Annotated in this window: 16 protein-coding genes and 1 tRNA gene; 4 read left to right on the forward strand and 13 right to left on the reverse strand. The window is 50.7% G+C overall.

Annotated elements, in window-relative coordinates; all coding sequences use genetic code 11:
* The first annotated feature begins 4 nt into the window (after positions 1-4).
* Positions 5-454 carry a type I restriction enzyme HsdR N-terminal domain-containing protein gene (locus Q1K76_RS02040; protein ID WP_300130652.1) on the forward strand — a complete coding sequence of 150 codons (450 nt, stop codon included), beginning with the start codon at positions 5-7 and terminating at the stop codon, positions 452-454.
* Between the two features lie 68 nt (positions 455-522).
* Here Q1K76_RS02040 and Q1K76_RS02045 read toward each other — a convergent pair.
* The 8 genes from Q1K76_RS02045 to dapF form a co-directional block, all read right to left on the reverse strand.
* Positions 523-593, reverse strand: a tRNA-Cys gene (locus tag Q1K76_RS02045).
* Between the two features lie 67 nt (positions 594-660).
* Complete coding sequence (locus tag Q1K76_RS11870; protein ID WP_366944474.1) at positions 661-837, reverse strand: FeoB-associated Cys-rich membrane protein; 177 nt, start codon at positions 835-837, stop codon at positions 661-663.
* Entirely contained in the window at positions 837-1,469 is a 633-nt protein-coding gene (locus Q1K76_RS02050) for a DUF3267 domain-containing protein (protein WP_298664158.1), read from the reverse strand. The genes Q1K76_RS11870 and Q1K76_RS02050 overlap by 1 nt, the downstream gene beginning before the upstream one ends.
* A gap of 6 nt (positions 1,470-1,475) precedes the next feature.
* Positions 1,476-3,881, reverse strand: coding sequence for a ferrous iron transport protein B (gene feoB, locus Q1K76_RS02055; protein ID WP_087407465.1), 2,406 nt, complete (start codon positions 3,879-3,881; stop codon positions 1,476-1,478).
* A gap of 185 nt (positions 3,882-4,066) precedes the next feature.
* Positions 4,067-5,959, reverse strand: a complete 1,893-nt coding sequence (locus Q1K76_RS02060; RefSeq protein ID WP_300130656.1) for an amidophosphoribosyltransferase — start codon at positions 5,957-5,959, stop codon at positions 4,067-4,069.
* A 135-nt stretch (positions 5,960-6,094) separates the two neighbouring features.
* Entirely contained in the window at positions 6,095-8,284 is a 2,190-nt protein-coding gene (locus tag Q1K76_RS02065; protein ID WP_087407467.1) for a glutamine synthetase III, read from the reverse strand.
* A gap of 38 nt (positions 8,285-8,322) precedes the next feature.
* Entirely contained in the window at positions 8,323-9,558 is a 1,236-nt protein-coding gene (locus Q1K76_RS02070; RefSeq protein ID WP_300130659.1) for an LL-diaminopimelate aminotransferase, read from the reverse strand.
* On the reverse strand, positions 9,549-10,406 hold the full coding sequence (dapF, locus tag Q1K76_RS02075) for a diaminopimelate epimerase (protein WP_300130662.1): 858 nt from the start codon (positions 10,404-10,406) through the stop codon (positions 9,549-9,551). The genes Q1K76_RS02070 and dapF overlap by 10 nt, the downstream gene beginning before the upstream one ends.
* 319 nt (positions 10,407-10,725) lie before the next feature.
* On the opposite strand from dapF, the gene carA reads away from it, so the two are divergent.
* From carA to Q1K76_RS02090, 3 genes are all read left to right on the forward strand, one after another.
* Entirely contained in the window at positions 10,726-11,796 is a 1,071-nt protein-coding gene (carA, locus tag Q1K76_RS02080) for a glutamine-hydrolyzing carbamoyl-phosphate synthase small subunit (RefSeq protein ID WP_087407470.1), read from the forward strand.
* A 19-nt stretch (positions 11,797-11,815) separates the two neighbouring features.
* Complete coding sequence (gene carB, locus Q1K76_RS02085; RefSeq protein ID WP_300130665.1) at positions 11,816-15,064, forward strand: carbamoyl-phosphate synthase (glutamine-hydrolyzing) large subunit; 3,249 nt, start codon at positions 11,816-11,818, stop codon at positions 15,062-15,064.
* A 183-nt stretch (positions 15,065-15,247) separates the two neighbouring features.
* Positions 15,248-15,760 (forward strand): hypothetical protein, encoded by a 513-nt coding sequence (locus Q1K76_RS02090; protein ID WP_300130667.1) that lies wholly within the window; start codon positions 15,248-15,250, stop codon positions 15,758-15,760.
* Between the two features lie 10 nt (positions 15,761-15,770).
* Here the strand turns inward: Q1K76_RS02090 and Q1K76_RS02095 are convergent, their stop codons facing one another.
* The 5 genes from Q1K76_RS02095 to Q1K76_RS02115 form a co-directional block, all read right to left on the reverse strand.
* Positions 15,771-16,130, reverse strand: coding sequence for a YbaN family protein (locus Q1K76_RS02095; RefSeq protein ID WP_298664140.1), 360 nt, complete (start codon positions 16,128-16,130; stop codon positions 15,771-15,773).
* Between the two features lie 209 nt (positions 16,131-16,339).
* The gene (locus Q1K76_RS02100) at positions 16,340-18,652 is read right to left on the reverse strand and encodes a TonB-dependent receptor (protein WP_300130669.1); all 2,313 of its coding nucleotides are present in this window, start codon (positions 18,650-18,652) and stop codon (positions 16,340-16,342) included.
* A 101-nt stretch (positions 18,653-18,753) separates the two neighbouring features.
* Entirely contained in the window at positions 18,754-19,530 is a 777-nt protein-coding gene (locus Q1K76_RS02105) for a helix-turn-helix domain-containing protein (protein WP_300130671.1), read from the reverse strand.
* A gap of 216 nt (positions 19,531-19,746) precedes the next feature.
* Positions 19,747-21,384 carry a chaperonin GroEL gene (gene groL / locus Q1K76_RS02110; protein WP_300130673.1) on the reverse strand — a complete coding sequence of 546 codons (1,638 nt, stop codon included), beginning with the start codon at positions 21,382-21,384 and terminating at the stop codon, positions 19,747-19,749.
* Positions 21,385-21,421: 37 nt separating this feature from the next.
* Positions 21,422-21,691, reverse strand: a complete 270-nt coding sequence (locus Q1K76_RS02115; RefSeq protein ID WP_087407474.1) for a co-chaperone GroES — start codon at positions 21,689-21,691, stop codon at positions 21,422-21,424.
* Positions 21,692-21,798: the final 107 nt, after the last annotated feature.

A 21,798-nucleotide genomic window follows, 5' to 3' on the forward strand; every position in this document is an offset into this window, starting at 1 on the left:
CGAGATGATTGAACTGAACCTGCCCCCCTATCCCTGCAGACTGAAACAGGAGAAGGATAAAATCCTTATCTTCGACGAGTTGCGCCGGCGGTATGTGGTGCTTACTCCCGAGGAGTGGGTGCGTCAGCATTTCGTGGCGTTCCTGGCCAACGAAAAGGGATTCCCCCGCGGGTTGATGGGCAATGAAATTTCGCTCACGCTCAACAAGTGCAGCCGGCGGTGCGATACGGTTGTCTACGACCGCAACGGTCGCCCCCTCTGCATTGTCGAATACAAGGCCCCGCACATCGAGATTACCCAGAAGACCTTCGACCAGATCGTGCGCTACAACCAGGTGCTCCAGGTAAACTACCTGCTGGTCTCCAACGGACTTACTCACTACTGCTGCCGCATCGACTACGCCACCGGCAGCTACACCTTCCTGCCCGACATCCCGGCTTACGCCGACTTGTAGCGGGGGTCGGCCAACCCCGACATCCCTATACAAAAAAAGACCCGCTACGTAAGCGAGTCTTTTTTGTGAGGTTCCTAGCAGAATCGAACTGCTGTAAACGGTTTTGCAGACCGGCGCCTAACCACTCGGCCAAGGAACCATATGTCTTTCGAGCGATTGCGAGTGCAAAGATAGAGTATATTTTCCGATTATGCAACACTCTTGCCCTATTTTTTTACTCTCTTCGATTTTATTTCTCGCAACTTGCAATCCACATCACAGCCGCAGCAAGACGATGGCGGTTCGTTACGATTCTGCACCATCTTGACTATCTTGTAAATAGCGTATGCAAAGGCTATCGCTACGATGCCTGTGACTATCCAGGATTGAATCGAGGCACTCATCACTTTTTCTCCAGAAAATAGGTGTAACGGTTGTCAATATCGTCGACGGTATAGACCTCGCGCCCCTTGTACCGGCTCATATAGGCGAGCATCATCAAGTCGCCCGAGCACGAGAGCAGGTGGAAGAACAACAGTACGGCGATGGCAATCTTGCCCCACAGGGGCAGCGGGAAAAGCAACAACACCACAAGCAATCCCGACAGGATGCGAAGCGGAGCCAAAGCTATGCGTTTGAACGTTTTGTAATCGGTCAGGAAATTGTGTGCCGCAGCAAAGAAGACAAACGAGCGCCAAATAGCCCCGAAACGCACATCGGCTGCCCCTTCGGAACGATATACGAGCCAGTGTATAAATTCATGCAGAGGTATCATAAGGGCATAGCCCACCAATACCCACACAAGACTCGCCCCTATTTCGAGAAAGAATTGGCTCGCCGATTGGGATTCTTGCCACAGAGCTATCATAAACCCGACACCGAAAAGCACCAGCAGCAGAACTCCAATATAGATGGCGCGGAATGTCGTTTTGGGGAGGTTGCGCATCAAGAAGAGTTTGATGTCGCTATACGTAAACGAGTCGATTACCCGATAGCCAGCCTTTTCATAAAAGGACAAAAAGGTTTCTTTATCCATAGTTTACTATATAAATAATGATCCAATCTGATAAACGATGAATGCAACAATCCACGCCACACAAGTATTATATATAACAGTAAAGGCTCCCCATTTCCAGCTGCCCGACTCTTTGATGACAGCCACGACCGAAGCGATACAAGGGAAATAGAGCAGCACGAATACCATGAACGTGAGAGCAACCAGCGGCGTAAAATCGGGAGTACCCGTTGCCGGGTTGGGTTGCGAGATGCGTTGTGACAACGTGAGAGTTTCGTCCGAATCGTTCTCGGAGTACAACACCCCGAGAGTACTTACCACCAGCTCTTTAGCAGCCGTTCCCGAAAGCAGCGAAGTGGTTACCTTCCAGTTAAAGCCCAATGGCTCGACAAGCGGTGTCATCGCCTGCCCTATCCGGCCGAGGTAGGAATTGCTTTGCTGCTCCATCTGTTCGTGCGGGGTAAGCTCCCGCTCATACGAAGCTTCGGGACGAGGGAAATAGCTCAGGAACCAGATAATGACCGAGGCTACCAATATCACCCCTCCCATTTTGCGCAAATATTGCTCGGCTTTGCTCCACATGTGGCGGATAGTGGCTTTGGCCGTAGGCATACGATAGGGTGGCAACTCCATCACAAATGGAGTCTCGTCGACCTTAAAGAGAAAGCGGCGCATCAACTTGGCCGTAACGACTGCTACAACGATGCCCAACACATAAAGACCGACAAAAACCAAACTGGCATAGCGTGGGAAAAATGTACCCACCAGCAGGATATAAATAGGAATGCGTGCGCTGCATGAGATAAACGGGTCGATAAGTATGGTTATCAGTCTACTGCTCCGGCTCTCGATGGTGCGGGTAGCCATAATGGCCGGTACGTTGCAACCGAAGCCCATGACCAGAGGAATGAACGATTTTCCGTGCAGCCCTATCTTGTGCATGATCTTATCCATGATGAAGGCCGCTCGGGCCATATATCCCGAGTCTTCCATAAACGAAATGAAAAGATAGAGTATCAAGATGTTGGGCAGAAACACAATGACACCTCCTACTCCGCCAAGAACACCGTCGATGAGTAAATCTTTCAGCGGCCCGGCCGGCATATAAGTACCTACCAGCCCCGACAGCCACGCCACAAAACTCTCAATCCACTCCATCGGATAGGCACCCAACGAGAAAGTGGCTTCGAACATGAGCCACATGAGGAGAATAAAGATAGGGAACCCGAATAGTTTGTTGGTGACAAACGAGTCGATAATGCGTGTCGAGCGGGCCTCTTCCTTATCGCCCGGCGTATAGGTCTCGGCCAAAGCTCCTGAAATGAAGCCATATTTTTCATTGGCAATAGCCGACTCTATGTCTTCGTTCAGGGTAGCTTCTATCTCTTTCACCTCCTGGTCACGCAACTTCATCAGTTCGGGATAGGAGTCTGCCCCCTCCAGAATTTTTTTCACCTCGGCATCGCCTTCGAGAGTCTTGATGGCCAGATAACGGGGCGAGAACTCCCGCGTGCAGGTGGGGTCCTGTTTCAGCAGGTTTTTCAGCGGAGTGATACCGTTTTCAATCACATTCCCCAGATTGACGTGAACGTGACGCACCGATTCGTTACGCCCCTCATACACATCGATAACCGTGTCGAACAGCTGGTTTACCCCCTTGCCCGACCGGGATACCGTGGGAACAATGGGCACACCTATCATGTTGCCCAAGTACTTGTAGTCGATTTTGCCACCGCTCTGCTCCAGCTCGTCGAACATATTCAGGGCGATGACCATGCGATAGTCCATATCGATTAACTCGGTAGTGAGGTAGAGATTCCGCTCCAGATTCGAAGCCACCACTACGTTCACCAGCACATCGGGTGTCTCGTCTTTCAGATAGCGGCGCACATACAGCTCTTCAGGCGAATAGGCCGACAGCGAATAGGTACCCGGCAGGTCATAGATATTGAAGTGGTAGCCTTTATACTCGAAGAAACCCTTCTTGGCATCGACTGTCACACCACTGTAATTGCCCACATGCTCGTGAGCACCCGAAGCGATATTGAACAACGAGGTCTTGCCGCAGTTGGGATTTCCCACCAGGGCGATATTGATGGTCTTGGTACTTTTCGAGAGAGCCCGTTTTATACATTCGTCCTCCTCCGAAGGAGTCAACTTCGACTCTCCGCTGGCTTTGTTGGCATCACCAAATACGGCCTCGGCCTCTTCGGGAGTAATCACTTCGACCAGCGAAGCCTCGCTGCGCCGCAGCGAGATTTCATAATCCATGATCTTATATTTGATAGGGTCTTTCAACGGAGCATTCAACTCGACAAGGACTGTTTGTCCTCTGACAAACCCCATTTCGATAATCCGTTTTCGGAATGCCCCGTGACCTAACACTTTAACAACAACGGCTTTATCGCCTGTTTTCAAATCGGACAACCGCATATTCTATCTGTTTAACTTTGTTTCCAAATGCAAAGTTCGCAATTTGTTCCGATTTATTGCTATATATCACCCCTATATTATTTATAATCCGTATAAATAATAACATATTTTCACTATTTTACAAAACAAAAGCGGACCGGCGATTATTCTCACCGGTCCGCTCTGTTCCTATTCGTAGCGTATGCTTACAGTTGTCGTTTGCTGACAGCGCCCTCTACAAAATTTATAAAGGCATTGTTTACCAATCGGTTACCGCCAGGCGTAGGATAATCGCCCGAGAAATACCAGTCGCCCGGATGGCTGGGAATAGCCTCATGCAATCCCTCCAGAGTCTGATAGATAATCTCGACTTGGGCCGAAATATCGTCGGAGGTAAGCATTTGGGCTATCTTCTCCGACACCTCCTCCTGAGTAAAGGGGGCGTAAATCTCCTTTACATAGTTGACAATCTCCTCTTTGGGTCTGTTTTGCTGTGCTTTGGATTTGCGGTATACCTCGTCGATTACCGACTGCATGCCCCGCTCTTTCAGCAGTTCCATGGCAGCCTTGAAGGCAATAAACTCGCCCATGCGCGACATGTCTATACCATAACAGTCGGGAAAACGCACTTGCGGCGACGACGAAACGATGATGATTTTTTTCGGGTGAAGCCGGTCCAGTATCTTGATGATACTTTGCCGCAACGTGGTACCACGCACAATACTGTCGTCGATAACCACCAGATTATCTACCCCCGGTTCTACCGTGCCGTAGGTGATGTCGTAGACGTGGGCGGCCAGATCGTCGCGGGTATCGCCCTCGGCGATGAAGGTACGCAGTTTAATGTCCTTGATGGCCACCTTCTCCGAGCGGACCTTGAGCGAAAGTATCTGCCTCAGTTCGTCGTCGGTAAGGCTGTCGTCGGCCTGCCGGATGCGGGCCAGCTTCTGTTCGCTCAGATAGCTGTCCAACCCCTCGAGCATACCGTAAAAGGCCACCTCGGCCGTGTTGGGGATAAACGAAAAGACACTGTGCGCCAGGTCGTAGTCGACACTCTTGAGAATCTGGGGGGCCAGGTGGCGCCCCAACTCCTTGCGCTCACGATAGATGTCGACGTCGCTACCCCGCGAGAAATAGATGCGCTCGAACGAACAGGCACTGTAATTGGCCGGCGGGAGAATCTGCTCGATGTGCATGTCGCCCCGACGGTTCACCACCAGACATTCGCCCGGTTGCAGCTCTTTCACCTGCTCGGCCGAGAGGTTCATGGTGGTTTGTATGACCGGACGCTCCGATGCCACGACCACAATTTCGTCGTCGGCATAATAGAAAGCCGGGCGTATGCCCCGCGGGTCACGGAAGGAGAACATGTCGCCGCTGCCGGTCATGCCGCAGATGACGTAACCACCGTCCCAGATGCGCGAAGGTTTCTTGAGTATCTCGGCCAGATTCAGGTTGTTTTCAATCGACTCGGTAATCTCGATGTCGTCGAGCCCCTCCTTCTTGTAGAGGTCGTACAACCGCTGGTTCTCCATATCAAGGGCATGCCCCAGTTGTTCCAGCAAGACAAAGGTATCGGCATAGCTGCGGGGGTGTTGCCCCTTGGCCACAATGCTCTCAAATATCTCGTCGACGTTGGTCATGTTGAAGTTGCCGCACAACAACAGGTTGCGCGAACGCCAGTTGCCCCGGCGCAAAAACGGGTGTACATACGACAGGCCCGAACGGCCGGTGGTGCTGTAGCGCAGGTGGCCCATATAGACTTCGCCGGCAAAAGGCAGGTGCAGGGCCGCCCACTCGGCATCGGTCGTATCGTGGGGCGTATTCTGAATCTGTGTCTTTACATTGGCAAAAATCTCTTGTATGGCTCCGGTTCCCAGGGCGCGTTCCCGGTAGATAAACTCTTCGGCCGGACGTGCGTGCAGTTTCACACAAGCCAACCCGGCCCCCTCCTGCCCCCGGTTGTGTTGTTTCTCCATGAGCAGGTAGAGCTTGTTCAACCCATACATGTACGAGCCGTACTTTTGCTGATAATAAGCGAGTGGTTTCAACAGCCGCACCATGGCGATGCCACACTCGTGTTTGATAACTTCTGTCATAAAATCGAATCCTTATAAAAACGATATGCAAGTGTCATAACGCAAAACGAGCCACAACAAGATTTTTCAGGTCTGTTATAGCTCGTTTCTGTATCATGGGGTCATCTATCCGATAGGTTATTCACTCAATATTCATTAACGGATAAACAACAGTTCTCTGTACTTGGGAAGCGGCCACATCTCGTTGTCGATCATCAGCTCGAGCTTGTCGATGTGGTAGCGAATCTCGTCGAGATGCGGAGCCACGGTGTCGTGATAGGCAATGGCTTTTTCGCGCTCGTTCTCAATCTTGTTGGCCACCTTGCGGGCCTCGACCATGGTGTGAACCTTCTCCTTGATGGTGAGCAAGTGGTAGGCTATCTTCTCGATTACCTCCATGTCTTGCGTAGCAATCTGCTCGCTCTTCTCGGCCGGGAACAGACTCTTGATTTTGAACACGTTGTCGAGCAGGAGCGACTGATACCGTGTGGCTACCGGCACGATGTGATTGATGGCCAGGTCGCCCAGCACACGGGCCTCGATCTGTATCTTCTTGGTGTAGATTTCCCACTTCACTTCGTTGCGGGCCTGCAGTTCGACGCGGGTAAATACGTGGGTACGCTCGAACATCTTCACCACATCGTCTTTCAGGTAGTTGTCAAAGATAAGCGGCACACTCGTTTCGCAATCGAGTCCGCGACGCTCGGCCTCGGCCTTCCACTCGTCGCTGTATCCGTTGCCGTCGAAGCAAATGTCTTTGCTCTCGTTGATAAGCTCCTTGAGAACCGTGAGGATGGCCTGTTCTTTCTCCTTGCCTTCGGCAATGAGGGCATCGACCCGTTGTTTGAACTCCTGCAACTGAGAGGCCACGGCAGCATTCAAGGCAATCATGGCGCTGGCACAGTTGGCCGACGAACCTACGGCCCGGAACTCGAATCGGTTGCCGGTAAAGGCGAAGGGCGATGTACGGTTGCGGTCGGTATTGTCCATCAAGATTTCGGGAATCTGGGCAATATCCAGTTTCAAGCCCGACTTGCCGCTCATGTTCAACACATCTTCCGAAGTGCTCTTGGCCAGTTTGGCGAGGATTTCGCTAATCTGTTTGCCCATGAAGATGGAGATGATGGCCGGGGGAGCCTCATTGGCACCCAGACGGTGACCGTTGGTAGCCGACGAGATGCTGGCTTTCAACAGACCATTGTATTTATAGACGGCAGCCATTACATTGACAATAAACGTAATGAACTGCAGATTCTCTTTGTGTGTCTTACCGGGGGCAAAGAGCAACACGCCGGTATCGGTGCCCAGCGACCAGTTGTTGTGCTTGCCCGAACCGTTTACGCCCTTGAAAGGCTTCTCATGCAGCAACACTCTGAAGTTGTGCCGACGGGCCACTTCGCGCATAACCGACATGAGCAGCAGGTTGTGGTCGTTGGCCAGGTTGGTCTCTTCGAAGATAGGAGCGACCTCGAACTGGTTGGGAGCAACCTCGTTGTGACAGGTCTTTACCGGGATACCCAACATGTGACACTCGATTTCGAGGTCTTGCATGAAGGCTTCGACGCGAGAGGGAATGGCTCCGAAATAGTGATCTTCGAGCTGCTGGTTCTTGGCACTCTCGTGTCCCATAAGGGTGCGACCCGTAAGCACCAGGTCGGGACGAGCGGCATAGAGGCTCTCGTCGACCAGAAAATACTCCTGCTCCCATCCCAGATAGGAGTAAACGTGGTTGACATGCTCGTCGAAATATTTGCAAACGGCAGTCGCCGCTTTGTTTACACTATTCAATGCTTTCAGCAACGGAGCTTTATAGTCGAGCGATTCGCCGGTATACGATATGAATATCGTGGGAATACACAGCGTTTTGTCAAGTATAAATGCAGGCGAAGAGATATCCCAGGCCGAGTATCCCCTAGCCTCGAAGGTATTGCGGATACCGCCATTGGGGAAACTCGACGCATCGGGCTCCTGCTGGATGAGCAGTTTGCCCGAGAACTCCTCGACTACACCGCCTTTGCCGTCGTGCTCGATAAAGGCATCGTGCTTTTCGGCCGTACCGTCGGTGAGCGGGTGAAACCAGTGGGTATAGTGCGTAGCACCCATTTCGAGGGCCCATTTGCGCATGCCGGCAGCGACGCTATCGGCTACCTCGCGGCTCAGCGGAGTGCTGTTGTCGATCGCCTCGATTACGGCTTCGTAGGTCTTTTTGGGCAGATACTTGAACATCTTCTCCCGGTTGAAGACATATCGTCCGTAATACTCAGACGGTCTCTCCTTCGGATAATTGACGGGGACTGCTTTCCGACTAAAAGCTTCTTTCGTCACTTTGAATCTTAGCATTGACATAGTTGAATGTATTAGGTTTAGTTTGTGTTATTTCTTGTTTACAGCTTCCAGTTTTGAATACGCGAAATAGCCTCTACCGTATCCTCGTATCGTCCGAAGGCCGTCAAGCGGAAATATCCTTCGCCCGAGGGGCCGAACCCGACTCCGGGAGTACCTACGATATGACACTCGTGCAACAGACGATCGAAAAACTTCCACGAAGATAATCCATCGGGAGTCTTTACCCAAATATATGGAGCATTATCTCCTCCAAATATTTTCAACCCGACATTCTGAAGCGACTCTTTCAAGAGCCGGGCATTGCGCATATAGTACTCGATAGACTCTTTTATCTGCTTGTTACCCAGCGGACTATATGCAGCTTCGGCAGCTCGTTGCACAATATAGGAAGTGCCATTGAATTTGGTTGTCTGCCGGCGGTTCCACAGCGGGTTCACCATCACCTTTTTGCCGGCTGCGTCGTAGAGTTTCAACGCCTTGGGCACTACGGTATAGCCGCAACGCAGACCGGTGAAACCGGCTGTCTTGGAGAAGCTGCGGAACTCGATGGCTACCTCTTTGGCTCCCTCCATTTCGTAGATGCTGTGCGGAATATCTTCTTCGTGGATGAAGGCCTCGTAAGCCGCATCGAAGAGGATGAGCGACTCGTTTTCACGGGCATAGTCGACCCACTTTTGCAGTTCAGTTTTCGACAATGCGGTTCCCGTGGGGTTGTTGGGGTAGCACAGATAGATAATGTCGGGGCGTTCGGTGGGCAGAGCCGGCACGAAGTTGTTCTCGGCCGTACAGGGAATATACACGATTTGGCTCCAGTGCTCCCCATCGCCGGCCAACTCGCCGGCTCGACCGGCCATCACGTTGGTATCGACATAGACGGGATAAACCGGGTCGGTCACGGCCACCCGATTCTTCACACTCAGAATATCGCCGATGTTACCCAGGTCGCTCTTGGCACCGTCGCCGACAAAAATTTCGTCGGGATCGAGTTCAACGCCTCGCGTTCTGAAGTCGTGTTCGATAATGCGCTCCTGCAGGAAACGGTATCCCTGCTCGGGACCATACCCCCTGAAGGTCTCGGCACGACCCATCTCGTCGACTGCCTTGTGCAGCGCCTCGATGATGGCCGGGACGATGGGCCGCGTCACATCGCCTATGCCCAGGCTGATGATGCGGGCCTCGGGGTTCTGCTCCTTATAGGCGTTTACTTTCTTCTTTATATCTGAAAACAGATAGCTCTCTGCGAGCTTCAAATAATTTTCATTAATCAATACCATATACTTCTATTATTATCGTCGGGCCATTCACCCTCAAATACGGTGACGGCACCGCCAGTCATGTAAATTCGATTGTTTTGTTCGTTCCACTCGATCGACAAATCTCCACCCAGCAGATGCAGCTTGGCCCGGCGGTCAGACTTGCCATTCAGTACGGCAGCCACCAGCGTAGCACAAGCGCCGGTTCCGCACGCCAGAGTCTCGCCGGCCCCGCGTTCCCACACGCGCATTCTCAGGTGTTGTGGCGACTGCACCTCGACAAACTCGACATTGGTGCGCCGCGGGAAGAGTTCGTGATGCTCGATCAGCGACCCGATGTGATGCAGGTCGTAGCGGTCCATGTCGTCGAGAAAGATAACCGCATGCGGGTTACCCATCGACACGCAGGTGATGGCAAAACGATTCCCCTCAATCTCGAGAGGTTGCGATACGACAGGACTCTCCGAAAGATTTACCGGTATATCGGGAGCCGACAATATGGGCTCACCCATATCGACCGTAACCTGTTCGACCTTATTGTCTTGAATATGCAGTGTGAGGTGTTTGACGCCGGCAAGCGTCTCGAGAGTCAACTCCTTTTTGGTGGTCATCCCCTTGTCATATACATATTTGCCTACGCAGCGCGAAGCATTTCCGCACATCTCGGCTTCACTGCCGTCCGAGTTGAACATCCGCATTCTGAAGTCACAACTCTCCGAGGGCATGATAATCACCAATCCGTCGGAACCCACCCCCAAATGCCGGTCGCTCATCTGTCGGGCCAACTCGCCCAAGTCGGCAGACAACGGTTCAAATCCATTCAGGTAAATATAGTCATTGCCTGCACCTTGCATTTTCGTGAATCTCATAAGAACACTCTTTTTGATACAACATTTCGGTTTTCGAAAACTAAATGCAATTATTTTGTTGCAAAATTACCCTTTTTGACAAACATACTTACAGATTGAAAGTATAAATATTGTATAAATACATTTATATATTATAAAAACAGCAACACATTTAACTACCCTCCCGTACAGCCGATGCACAGTTCGAAAATTTATTTTTACAATCTGGCGGTAAAACCTGCGGAATAGGGATTTTTTTCCTATCTTTGCATGGTTTTCACGATAGAAATCCACCCTACTTACTTAAGCTAATTACTAATACATATATAATTCTATCGTAATGCAAACAACAAAAAAGGCTTCTCTAATCCTGGATGATGGTACCGTATTCGTCGGGAAATCATTTGGCTACGAAAAACCTGTTGCCGGCGAGGTCGTCTTCAACACCGCAATGATGGGCTATCCCGAAAGCCTGACCGACCCCTCCTACTCCGGACAAATCTTAGTGACCACCTACCCGCTTATCGGAAATTACGGAGTGCCTCGACGTGAAGAGGTAAATGGATTGTCACGATTCTACGAATCGGAAAAAATCCACGTCGAAGCGCTGGTCGTATCGGACTACTCGTTTGAATACAGCCACTGGAATGCCGCCAAGAGTTTGGCCGACTGGCTGAAGGAAGAAGAGATTGTGGGTATCTACGACATCGACACCCGCGAGTTGACCAAGCGATTGAGAGAGCACGGCTCCATGAAAGGCAAAATCGTAATCGAAGGCGGCGACGACATCGAGTTCGTAGACCCCAACCTTACCAATCTGGTAGCCAAGGTGAGCTGCAAAGAGGTGATTCGCTATGGAAACGGCGATAAGAAAGTGGTGCTGGTCGACTGCGGCGTGAAGCACAACATCATCCGCTGCCTGCTCAAGCGCAACGTGACCGTCATTCGCGTGCCCTGGGACTACGACTTCAACACGCTCGAGTACGACGGCCTGTTCATCTCGAACGGCCCGGGCGACCCCGACATGTGCGGCATTACCGTAGACCACATACGCCAGGCCATGAACGGCACGAAACCCATTTTCGGCATCTGCATGGGCAACCAACTGCTGTCGAAAGCCGGAGGGGCCCGCACCTACAAACTCAAATACGGACACCGCAGCCACAACCAACCGGTGCGCCAGGTGGGCACAAACCGCTGCTTCATTACCTCGCAGAACCATGGCTTTGCCGTAGACAACTCGACTCTGGGAGCCGACTGGGAACCGCTCTTCATCAACATGAACGACGGCACCAACGAAGGGATACGTCACAAATCGAAACCCTACTTCTCGGCCCAGTTCCACCCCGAGGCTGCCAGCGGTCCTACCGACACCGAGTTCTTGTTCGACGAATTTGTAAAACTGTTGTAAACCCGGAAATACCATACCTATGAACCAAGAAGAGATTAAAAAAATAAAGAAAGTATTGCTGTTAGGCTCCGGAGCCTTGAAAATAGGTGAAGCCGGTGAATTTGACTATTCCGGGTCGCAGGCCTTGAAAGCCCTCAAAGAGGAAGGCATCACGACGGTTTTGATCAACCCCAACATCGCCACGGTACAAACCTCGGAGGGCGTGGCCGACAAGATTTACTTCCTGCCGGTTACCCCCTACTTCGTCGAGCGGGTTATCCAAAAGGAGCAACCCGACGGCATCCTGCTGGCCTTCGGCGGACAAACGGCTCTCAACTGCGGTGTGCAGCTCTATCAGGCCGGCACGCTCGAGAAATATAACGTGAAGGTATTGGGTACGCCGGTACAGGCCATCATGGATACCGAAGACCGCGAACTCTTCGTCAAAAAACTCGACGAAATCGATGTCAAGACCATCAAGAGCGAGGCCGTCAACTCGATAGAAGATGCAGTTCAGGCTGCCGCCGAGCTGGGCTACCCCATCATCATCCGGGCTGCCTATGCGCTGGGTGGATTGGGCAGCGGTTTCTGCGACAACGAAGAGGAGCTGCGGTTGAAAGCCGAAAAGGCGCTGTCGTTCTCGCCCCAGATTCTGGTAGAGAAATCGCTCAAAGGCTGGAAAGAGATTGAATACGAGGTGGTGCGCGACCGCTACGACAACTGCATCACGGTATGTAACATGGAGAACTTCGACCCGCTGGGTATCCACACGGGCGAAAGTATCGTGGTGGCTCCGTCGCAAACACTCACCAACAGCGAATATCACAAATTGCGCGAACTGGCTATCCGCATTATCCGCCACATCGGCATCGTGGGCGAGTGTAACGTGCAGTATGCCTTCGACCCCAAGTCGGAAGACTACCGGGTAATCGAGGTGAATGCCCGTCTGAGCCGCTCGTCGGCCCTCGCCTCGAAAGCTACGGGTTATCCGTTGGCCTTCGTGGCTGCCAAACTGGGTTTGGGCTATGGCCTGTTCGACCTGAAAAACTCGGTCACCAAAGAGACCAGCGCCTTCTTCGAGCCGGCTCTCGACTACATTGTCTGCAAAATACCCCGTTGGGACCTGGGCAAATTCCAGGGCGTAGACCGCGAGCTGGGCTCCAGCATGAAATCGGTCGGCGAGGTAATGGCCATCGGCCGCACCTTCGAGGAGGCTATCCAGAAAGGTCTGCGCATGATTGGTCAGGGCATGCACGGCTTCGTGGAGAACAAGGAACTGGTTATTCCCAATATCGACAAGTCGCTGCACGAACCTACCGACAAACGTATCTTTGTCATCAGCAAGGCCATGCGCGCCGGTTATACGGTAGACCAGATACACGAACTGACCAAAATAGACTGCTGGTTCCTGCAAAAACTGATGAATATCGTGCGCACGGCTCACGACCTGGAAGAGCTCGACGAGTCGATTACCCGCGCCGAGAATCCTCAGGAATACTACGACCTCATGCGTCGGGCCAAGATACAGGGCTTCTCCGATTTCCAGATAGCCCGCGCCATCTGGAAAGAGAAGATGGAAGACTACCACATGCAGTGGGTGCGCCAGTTCCGTAAATCGCTCGGCATCGTCCCCGTGGTGAAGCAGATCGACACGCTGGCCGCCGAGTATCCGGCACAGACCAACTATCTGTACCTGACCTACAGCGGCATCGCCAACGATGTGAAGTACCTGGGCGACCACAAGTCGATTGTGGTACTGGGTTCGGGTGCTTACCGCATAGGCTCTTCGGTTGAGTTCGACTGGTGCGGCGTGCAGGCCCTGAATACCATTCGCAAAGAGGGCTACCGCAGTGTAATGATCAACTACAACCCCGAAACGGTATCGACCGACTACGACATGTGCGACCGCCTCTACTTCGACGAGCTGACCTTCGAGAGGGTGATGGATATTCTCGAACTCGAGAATCCTCACGGCGTAATTCTCTCGACCGGCGGACAGATTCCCAACAACCTGGCCACGCGCCTCGACGAGCAGCACGTGAGCATATTGGGCACGACGGCCGACAGCATAGACCACGCCGAAGACCGACACAAATTCTCGTCGATGCTCGACTCGCTGGGTATCGACCAGCCGCGTTGGCGCGAGCTGACCTCGCTGGCCGACATCTACGACTTCGTGAAAGAGGTGGGTTACCCCGTGCTGGTTCGTCCCTCGTATGTGCTCTCGGGTGCTGCGATGAACGTCTGCTCGAACAACGCCGAGCTGGAACAGTTCCTGCAACTGGCCGCCAACGTATCGAAGAAACACCCGGTCGTAGTGAGCGAGTTTATCCAGCATGCCAAAGAGATCGAGATGGATGCCGTGGCCCGCAATGGCGAAATCATCATCTACGCCATCTCGGAGCACATCGAGTTTGCCGGTGTACACTCGGGCGACGCCACCATACAGTTCCCGCCGCAAAAGCTCTATGTCGAGACCGTGCGACGCATCAAGAAGGTGGCCGGGCAGATAGCCCAGGCGCTCAATATATCGGGTCCCTTCAACATCCAGTTCCTGGCCAAGAACAACGACATCAAGGTAATCGAGTGTAACCTGCGAGCCTCGCGCAGCTTCCCGTTCGTATCGAAGGTTTTGAAAATCAACTTCATCGAACTGGCTACGAAGGTGATGATGGGGTTGCCGGTAGAGAAACCGGGCAAAAACGAGTTCGACCTCGACTACGTGGGCATCAAGGCCTCGCAGTTCTCCTTCTCCCGTCTGCAGAAAGCCGACCCCGTACTGGGTGTCGACATGGCATCGACCGGCGAGGTAGGCTGTCTGGGCCTCGACACGAGCGAAGCTATCCTGAAAGCCATGCTCTCGGTGGGTTACCAGATTCCGAAGAAGAACATCCTGCTCTCGACCGGTAGCGCCAAACAGAAAGCCGATATGCTCGAGGCGGCCCAACTTTTGCACAAGAAGGGATACAACCTCTTTGCCACGGGCGGAACCCATCAGTTCCTCACCGACAACGGTATCCCGGCCGTGAAGGTATACTGGCCCAGCGAGAGCGACCACGAGCCGCAGGCCCTGGAGATGCTGCACAACAAGCAGATAGACCTGGTGGTGAACATTCCCAAGAACCTGACACAGAAAGAGCTCGACAACGGCTACAAGATACGCCGTGCCGCCATCGACTTCAACATCCCGCTCATCACCAATGCCCGGTTGGCTTCGGCCTTTATCGAAGCCTTCTGCAGCCTGAATATCGACGATATTCAAATCAAGAGCTGGGACGAATACAAGTAATGTGAGAAAACTCTGAACCGCATAAAAGCGCGACCTTCGACCGGGAAGGCCGCGCTTTTTTATTATCCCTTTTTTTGTATAAAACGAATAAATTCTTATCTTTATGCTCATGATTCAGAGAAGCCGTTTCATACGATTCCCTGAAACGACAAAAGCCTTGATCAAACACAACACGGTAGCAAGATGAGAAAATTTATTTATGCGGCTACGCTGTTGCTCGCCCTTGCAACAGTCGAGACGAATGCACAAAATTTCATGGACCGGGTACACTTCGAATTCTCTGCCGGAACAGGAATGGAAAATAAAGGAATAACGCCCGTTGACTTTTCATTCAAGTCTCAGGTAGAGTTTGTCTCTATCGCCTATCTCTTCGTTACCGCAGAAGACAACATTTCCCTGTATAAAAATGAAGGCGTCAAAACCTATTATAACGGAGTCGGCATAGGCGGTGGCCTGGGTGTAAAACTGCTTGACAGTGTGAAAAGCATCCATGCCCTCGATATACGGGCCAAGGCATTGAGCAGTGTGGGCTGTCCTTCGTGGAAACGCTCGAGCTACGATGTATCGTTGGCCTGGTATCTCAAGTCGTACAGGTTCTCGCCTGTCGTCGAGTTGGGTTACCGGTTTATCGATTCGCACACCTCGGGGCTCGACAATTGCGGGAACGCCTTTCTCTCCATCGGATTCAGATATTGACAACGGTTATTTATTTGCGGGTCTTGTACGAAAGAATATGCCACGACAGGGCCACGGCCAGCAGCACGAAGAGCAAAGCGAGCCACCACACCCGGGCCACAAACAGGGCACAGTAGAGCAGCGTAATCCACACCAGCGATACCGAGATGACCTTCACCCGCAGCGGTATGGCCTTGTGCTCGAGGAAGTCGCTGATATAGGGTCCCAGCCGCTTGTGATTCAAAAGCCATTGGTACAACCGAGGCGAACTGCGCAGCCACAGGGCGGCCGACAGCAACAGAAAGGGCGTGGTAGGCAACAGTGGCAGGAATATACCGGCTACACCCAAGCCGAGAGATAGTCCGCCTAAAAAGATATAGATAGCTTTCACGGTGCAAAAATACAACAAAACCCGAAGCCGGAAAGAATAGCCGAGAGAAAACCTGCACGAACCGATAACCGATTGCTCGGGGTGCAGCATTCCTCAAAACGGGATACCCCTCTCCTGCTCCACAACCTTATAAACAAGCGAGAAGGAGAATCTGTTGGCTCCATTGTCCTCAGACTCTCCCCCCACACCTTCATCGGTTTTCAGTCGTATCAATTTCTGTTCAAGATTCCGGAATCCTTATCCCGGTTCTGCATTTTCAATTTCACGCCCGATTCAGACTGGCCAAATGAGAAGTTATAAACGAGATTGACATATACCATATTGGCATTGTTGACGATTCTTTCGGTTTCCGTCCGTCGCAGAAGCGATGTTCCAGATACGGATGAGACCTGTTTCCAAGAGTCATAGAACGGGTATCTTATACCACCGGTGAGGGTCAGGTTTTTAATGGGTTTATAAGAGAACTCTACCGATGCCATACTGGGTATATTTCTCGTCGTCTGTCCGATAAGGGATTTCTTCTGAGTTTGATAGAACACCTGCAATCCCCATTGACGATAGGCAAGATATACCGAGGGTATGATGGAATAGCCCGTATGGTCCCATTTCGAGGCGCCCCATTTATTTATCTGATGGAACACTTCGGAGTAGAGTCTCAACCTGAGCATATTGTTGGCGAATGGATACCACTGTAAAAAAAGGCTGACTTTCATGTTCTGTGCATCATCCAGATTCCCGAATGTTTCGATGATGTTTGTATGATCCGATTGGAAAATCGGGGCGATAGCATCTTTTGTATATGAATACCCCACTTCTGCATTGATTACCAACTTCTTGAACCCTTTGAAATAGGAGACTGAAAAATCGTGGTTGTTGCTTGGCGTCAAACGGGGGTTCCCGACAAAGATGTAATTGGGATCTTTATAATATGGATTATAAGTCAACGAAGAGACTGACGGGTTTTCGGTATTTATTTCATAATTGAACATCAGGTCGGAGCTCGGGTCTATGAAATACCCCAATTTCACCTGAGGACGGAAATAGGTGAAGTTGTAGGTCTTGTTTTCGATGGTGGTAAATATGTTGTTGTTTACACCAGCGCTGATGCTGTAATTGAATCTGTCGCCCCACATGCCGGTTATTCCCAGATAGGAATAGATCTCATGGGCCGTTATCTTGTTGTTCAACGGTAAGTTGTTCTGAATGCTGTTGTTGTACATGTATCGGGCCCCTGCATACAGATTCGCCGTTTTCATTTTGTAGGTATACAACGCTTCTCCAATAACCGAATACTTGTCGGTATGTATTACCGTCGCCGTTTCAAAATCGGGTTCTGCTTCCTGTAATTCCTGATACTCATAATCATAGTCCGATTTGTAGTATGTACCGACGAGATTCACAATAAGCTCGTGTTTGGAACCGAACGATTTACTGAAATACATATCCATGACCGGACTGATGTATTTGTCTTTATCCTGACTCTCCCCTGTTTTATGGGATTCCTTGCCGTCCACGCTTGACAGAATGTCCTGCACCGATGACCGTCTGCGATTCAATGAGTTGAAGGAGAGTTTTGCACTGAACAGATAGTTGTCTGCTTTTGCATTGTTGAAGCTGATTTCGGCCATCTGCTGCTCATAAGCATACGGGCTGTTGCGCCCGCTCTTTCTCTTTTCAAAATCTGTTCCGCCGACGGAATAGGCCATTTCTTCGTCCAGCACCCTTTTGTTATAGTTTCTGTAATTGATATTGTATGTCACACCAATCTGCGAATGGCCCCAGTTGTATTTGAAGTTGACGACATTGTTGCCAAATCCTGTGGTCACGGCATTCTGAGTATTGACACCGACCGACCCTCCATTCTGTTTTTCCCGGGTCACCACATTGATTACGGCCCCCAGCCCCATGTTGGAGTATTGGACGGGCGGTTGGGTGTAATAGTCGATTTTGGCAATATCCTCAGGCGATATAACAGACAAGTCTATCGGCGTTGATGGTATGCCATTGATCAGAATCTTCACGGCCTTGCCATCTACCGACGAAACACTTTGGTCAAGAACTTGAATCTTGGGCAGGAACTCCAACGCCGACAATGCACTGCTGTATCGACTCTTTTCGGCTGAGGTCAGTCTATACTCCTTCTTATCGGCAAACCGTTTTACCAGGCTGGCAGACACGACTACTTCGTCCAAATCGAGGGGCCGTTCTTTCAGGATAATAAGCCCGACATCTGTATTCCCGGCTACCGCGATTTCCGTAGAGTAATCTTCATAACCTAAAAAAGAGATGTTCAATATATATTTACCATCGGCTATCTTCTCCAGTTCGAATTGCCCGTTCCGATTGGTCGTGCCCCCTTTACGGCTTGATGTATTGTGTTCCTGATACAGCCTCACCGAGGCTCCTGCAACAGGACTGTTCACCGAATCTACGACCACACCTCTTACCCAACCTTGTGCCCAAGCCGATACCGGAAACAGTATTCCTAAAAGAGTCGCAACGATTGTTCTCACCTTCTTCATAATTTGCCGTTTTTTGCTGACAAATATATGAGCAAGGCGATAAAAGGCCGTTATAAAAGAGCTGACATTTGGCTGACATTTAGCCAACAATATGCTGATAATCAGCTCTTCTCCGTTTTGAGCACATAAAAATGCCCCTTTTCTGCCTCAATCTTCACATTACATGCTTTTCCCAAAACCGGCTTTATCCGGCGAACCAATGTATAAAGAGTATCGCGAGCATCTTCTTTCCCGGGCCAAAGCGTGTGACATATCTCTTCCACCGACAATCGATGACCGTCTGCCGCTATAAACATCTGCATCAACCGATGCTGCATTGGAGTGAAATATATCTCCTGCCTCTTCTCATCCCAAAAACGATTTGAAGATTTGGAAAAATGCAATGTCCCTACGGTTATTGTTTCCGGCTCAACCGAATAACAGTCAAGCGATTTCGTTCTCAAATACATCAGTGAGAATGCGCCCCATATCAAACTGAGGAGAAACAGGATAGAGGGAATCTTTTGTCCCGACATGCCAAATATCGCGGCCTTCGAACAGTTAGGATAGGCTCGGATATACAACCGCTCGTCACCCACCTTGTAACTCATCGTATCGCTGCAAAAGGTTACATTGCTGGGGGCCTCTGTACAAATCGACAGATAAGAGGTCTCTCTCAACTCGTCTATTTTCAATTTAGACCTGAAAACCCTCAATGTATCGACCGTAATGTGGTCGGCGTTTTTATCTAAAATAGTTTGTGCCAAAGCCTGATTTACATCTGCTATAATATTCTCTTTGGTGGTTGCATAATTTCCAAAGCCTAACACGAGAGACGGAAGCATCAATGAGAAAAAAACTACAATGGCTGTTATCGGTTTCATATTGTCCTTTTTCATGGGTATTAGCATTTACAAATATAGGAAAAGTCGAAAGTAGAAAAACAAGCTCGCTTGATTTTTTATGCTGAGACGCCCCCTATATTCTACAAATATAGAGAATATCGTCATCAAATACCTGCATGCCACGAGCAATTTTATGGACTTGTCGGCACAAAAAAAGGGAGCACTCACTTGGAGTACTCCCTGTTATAGGATGTCGGAAGAATTGCGGGATTACATCATGCCGCCCATTCCACCCATACCGGCAGCCGGCATGGCAGGAGCAGGATTCTCTTCCTTCTTATCGGCGATTACACATTCGGTAGTCAAGAACATACCGGCGATAGAAGCGGCGTTCTCAAGAGCTACACGAGTTACTTTGGCAGGGTCGATTACACCGGCTGCGAAGAAGGTTTCGTAAGAATCGGTGCGGGCATTGTAACCGAAGTCGCCTTTACCGTCTTTTACGCGTTGTACTACTACGGCACCTTCTACACCGGCATTAGCGGTGATTTGACGCAACGGCTCTTCGATGGCGCGTTTTACGATTTCGATACCAGTAGTCTCGTCTTCGTTGGCACCTTTCAAGCCATCCAAGGCGGGAATACAACGGATGTAGGCAACACCACCACCCGGTACGATACCTTCGGCGATAGCGGCTCTCGTTGCGCTCAAGGCATCGTCTACACGGTCTTTCTTCTCTTTCATTTCTACTTCAGAAGCGGCACCGATATAGAGAACGGCAACACCACCAGCCAATTTGGCCAGACGCTCTTGCAGTTTCTCACGATCGTAGTCGGAGGTAGTCGTTTCGATTTGAGCCTTGATTTGAGCTACACGAGCGGCGATAGACTCTTTGCTGCCCATACCATTGACGATAGTCGTGTTCTCTTTGTTTACGGTAACCTTCTCGGCACGACCCAACATTTCGATAGTGGTCGATTCGAGTTTCAAACCTTTCTCTTCGGAGATAACGACACCACCGGTCAATACGGCAATATCTTCGAGCATCTCTTTACGACGGTCGCCAAAGCCAGGAGCCTTCACGGCACATACCTTGAGCGAACCACGCAAGCGGTTTACAACCAGCGTAGCCAGAGCCTCGCTGTCTACATCCTCGGCAATGATGAGCAGAGGACGACCCGTCTGTGCGGTAGCTTCGAGTACGGGAAGCATATCTTTCAGAACCGAAATCTTCTTGTCGTAAATCAAGATGTAAGGCGTATCCATTTCGCACTCCATCTTCTCGGTATTGGTTACGAAATAGGGCGAAATGTAACCGCGGTCGAACTGCATGCCTTCTACAATATCGACAGTCGTGTCGGTACCTTTGGCCTCTTCGACGGTGATGACACCCTCTTTCTTAACCTTCTTCATGGCCTCGGCGATGAGTTGGCCTATTTCGCTATCGTTGTTGGCCGAGATGCGGGCAACCGATTCGATTTTCTCGAAGTCGTCGCCAACCTCTTGAGCCTGCTCTCTGATGCCTTCTACCACTTTGGCCACGGCTTTGTCGATACCACGTTTCAAATCCATGGGGTTGGCACCGGCAGCCACGTTCTTAAGACCTACGTTTACGATAGCCTGAGCCAATACGGTAGCCGTAGTCGTACCGTCGCCGGCATCGTCGCCCGTCTTCGAGGCAACCTCTTTAACCAACTGGGCACCCATGTTCTGGAACGGGTCTTCCAGTTCAACCTCTTTGGCAACCGTCACACCATCTTTCGTGATGTGGGGAGCACCGAATTTTTTCTCGATGATGACGTTACGACCTTTAGGACCCAGGGTGACTTTAACGGCATTAGCCAACTCGTCTACACCTTTTTTCAGTTCTTCACGAGCCTGAATATTGAATTTAATTTCTTTAGCCATAGTTCTTTTTCCTTCTAAAAATTAAACATGAAACGCATTAAAGGATAGCCAAAATATCCGACTGTCTCATAATCAGATATTTCTCGCCGTCCAGTTCGATTTCGGTGCCCGCATATTTGCCGTACAAAACGGTATCACCGGGTTTAACTACCATTTCCTCGTCTTTGGTACCATTGCCGATGGCTATTACTTCACCTTTGAGGGGTTTTTCTTTGGCCGAATCAGGGATAATAATACCGCCGATTGTTTTCTCTTCTGCAGGAGCTGGAAGCACCAATACTCTGTCTGCTAACGGTTTAATTGTCATGGTTATTTATTTTAGTTATACTTTTATTTTTGTATTTTTATCTGTACAAGAAGTGCAGACACTGGTGATACAGCCAATTTCATGCCAAACGATATATTGGCTCGAAA

The sequence above is a fragment of the uncultured Barnesiella sp. genome, from assembly GCF_946496565.1.
GTDB lineage: Bacteria > Bacteroidota > Bacteroidia > Bacteroidales > Barnesiellaceae > Barnesiella > Barnesiella merdigallinarum.

Excerpts from the sequence above, each read along its gene's own strand:
- Q1K76_RS02040 (WP_300130652.1), top strand. The coding sequence starts at position 5 with ATGATTGAACTGAACCTGCCCCCCTATCCCTGCAGACTGAAACAGGAG.
- Q1K76_RS11870 (WP_366944474.1), bottom strand. The coding sequence starts at position 837 with ATGAGTGCCTCGATTCAATCCTGGATAGTCACAGGCATCGTAGCGATA.
- Q1K76_RS02050 (WP_298664158.1), bottom strand. The coding sequence starts at position 1,469 with ATGGATAAAGAAACCTTTTTGTCCTTTTATGAAAAGGCTGGCTATCGG.
- feoB (WP_087407465.1), bottom strand. The coding sequence starts at position 3,881 with ATGCGGTTGTCCGATTTGAAAACAGGCGATAAAGCCGTTGTTGTTAAA.
- Q1K76_RS02060 (WP_300130656.1), bottom strand. The coding sequence starts at position 5,959 with ATGACAGAAGTTATCAAACACGAGTGTGGCATCGCCATGGTGCGGCTG.
- Q1K76_RS02065 (WP_087407467.1), bottom strand. The coding sequence starts at position 8,284 with ATGTCAATGCTAAGATTCAAAGTGACGAAAGAAGCTTTTAGTCGGAAA.
- Q1K76_RS02070 (WP_300130659.1), bottom strand. The coding sequence starts at position 9,558 with ATGGTATTGATTAATGAAAATTATTTGAAGCTCGCAGAGAGCTATCTG.
- dapF (WP_300130662.1), bottom strand. The coding sequence starts at position 10,406 with ATGAGATTCACGAAAATGCAAGGTGCAGGCAATGACTATATTTACCTG.
- carA (WP_087407470.1), top strand. The coding sequence starts at position 10,726 with ATGCAAACAACAAAAAAGGCTTCTCTAATCCTGGATGATGGTACCGTA.
- carB (WP_300130665.1), top strand. The coding sequence starts at position 11,816 with ATGAACCAAGAAGAGATTAAAAAAATAAAGAAAGTATTGCTGTTAGGC.
- Q1K76_RS02090 (WP_300130667.1), top strand. The coding sequence starts at position 15,248 with ATGAGAAAATTTATTTATGCGGCTACGCTGTTGCTCGCCCTTGCAACA.
- Q1K76_RS02100 (WP_300130669.1), bottom strand. The coding sequence starts at position 18,652 with ATGAAGAAGGTGAGAACAATCGTTGCGACTCTTTTAGGAATACTGTTT.
- Q1K76_RS02105 (WP_300130671.1), bottom strand. The coding sequence starts at position 19,530 with ATGAAAAAGGACAATATGAAACCGATAACAGCCATTGTAGTTTTTTTC.
- groL (WP_300130673.1), bottom strand. The coding sequence starts at position 21,384 with ATGGCTAAAGAAATTAAATTCAATATTCAGGCTCGTGAAGAACTGAAA.
- Q1K76_RS02115 (WP_087407474.1), bottom strand. The coding sequence starts at position 21,691 with ATGACAATTAAACCGTTAGCAGACAGAGTATTGGTGCTTCCAGCTCCT.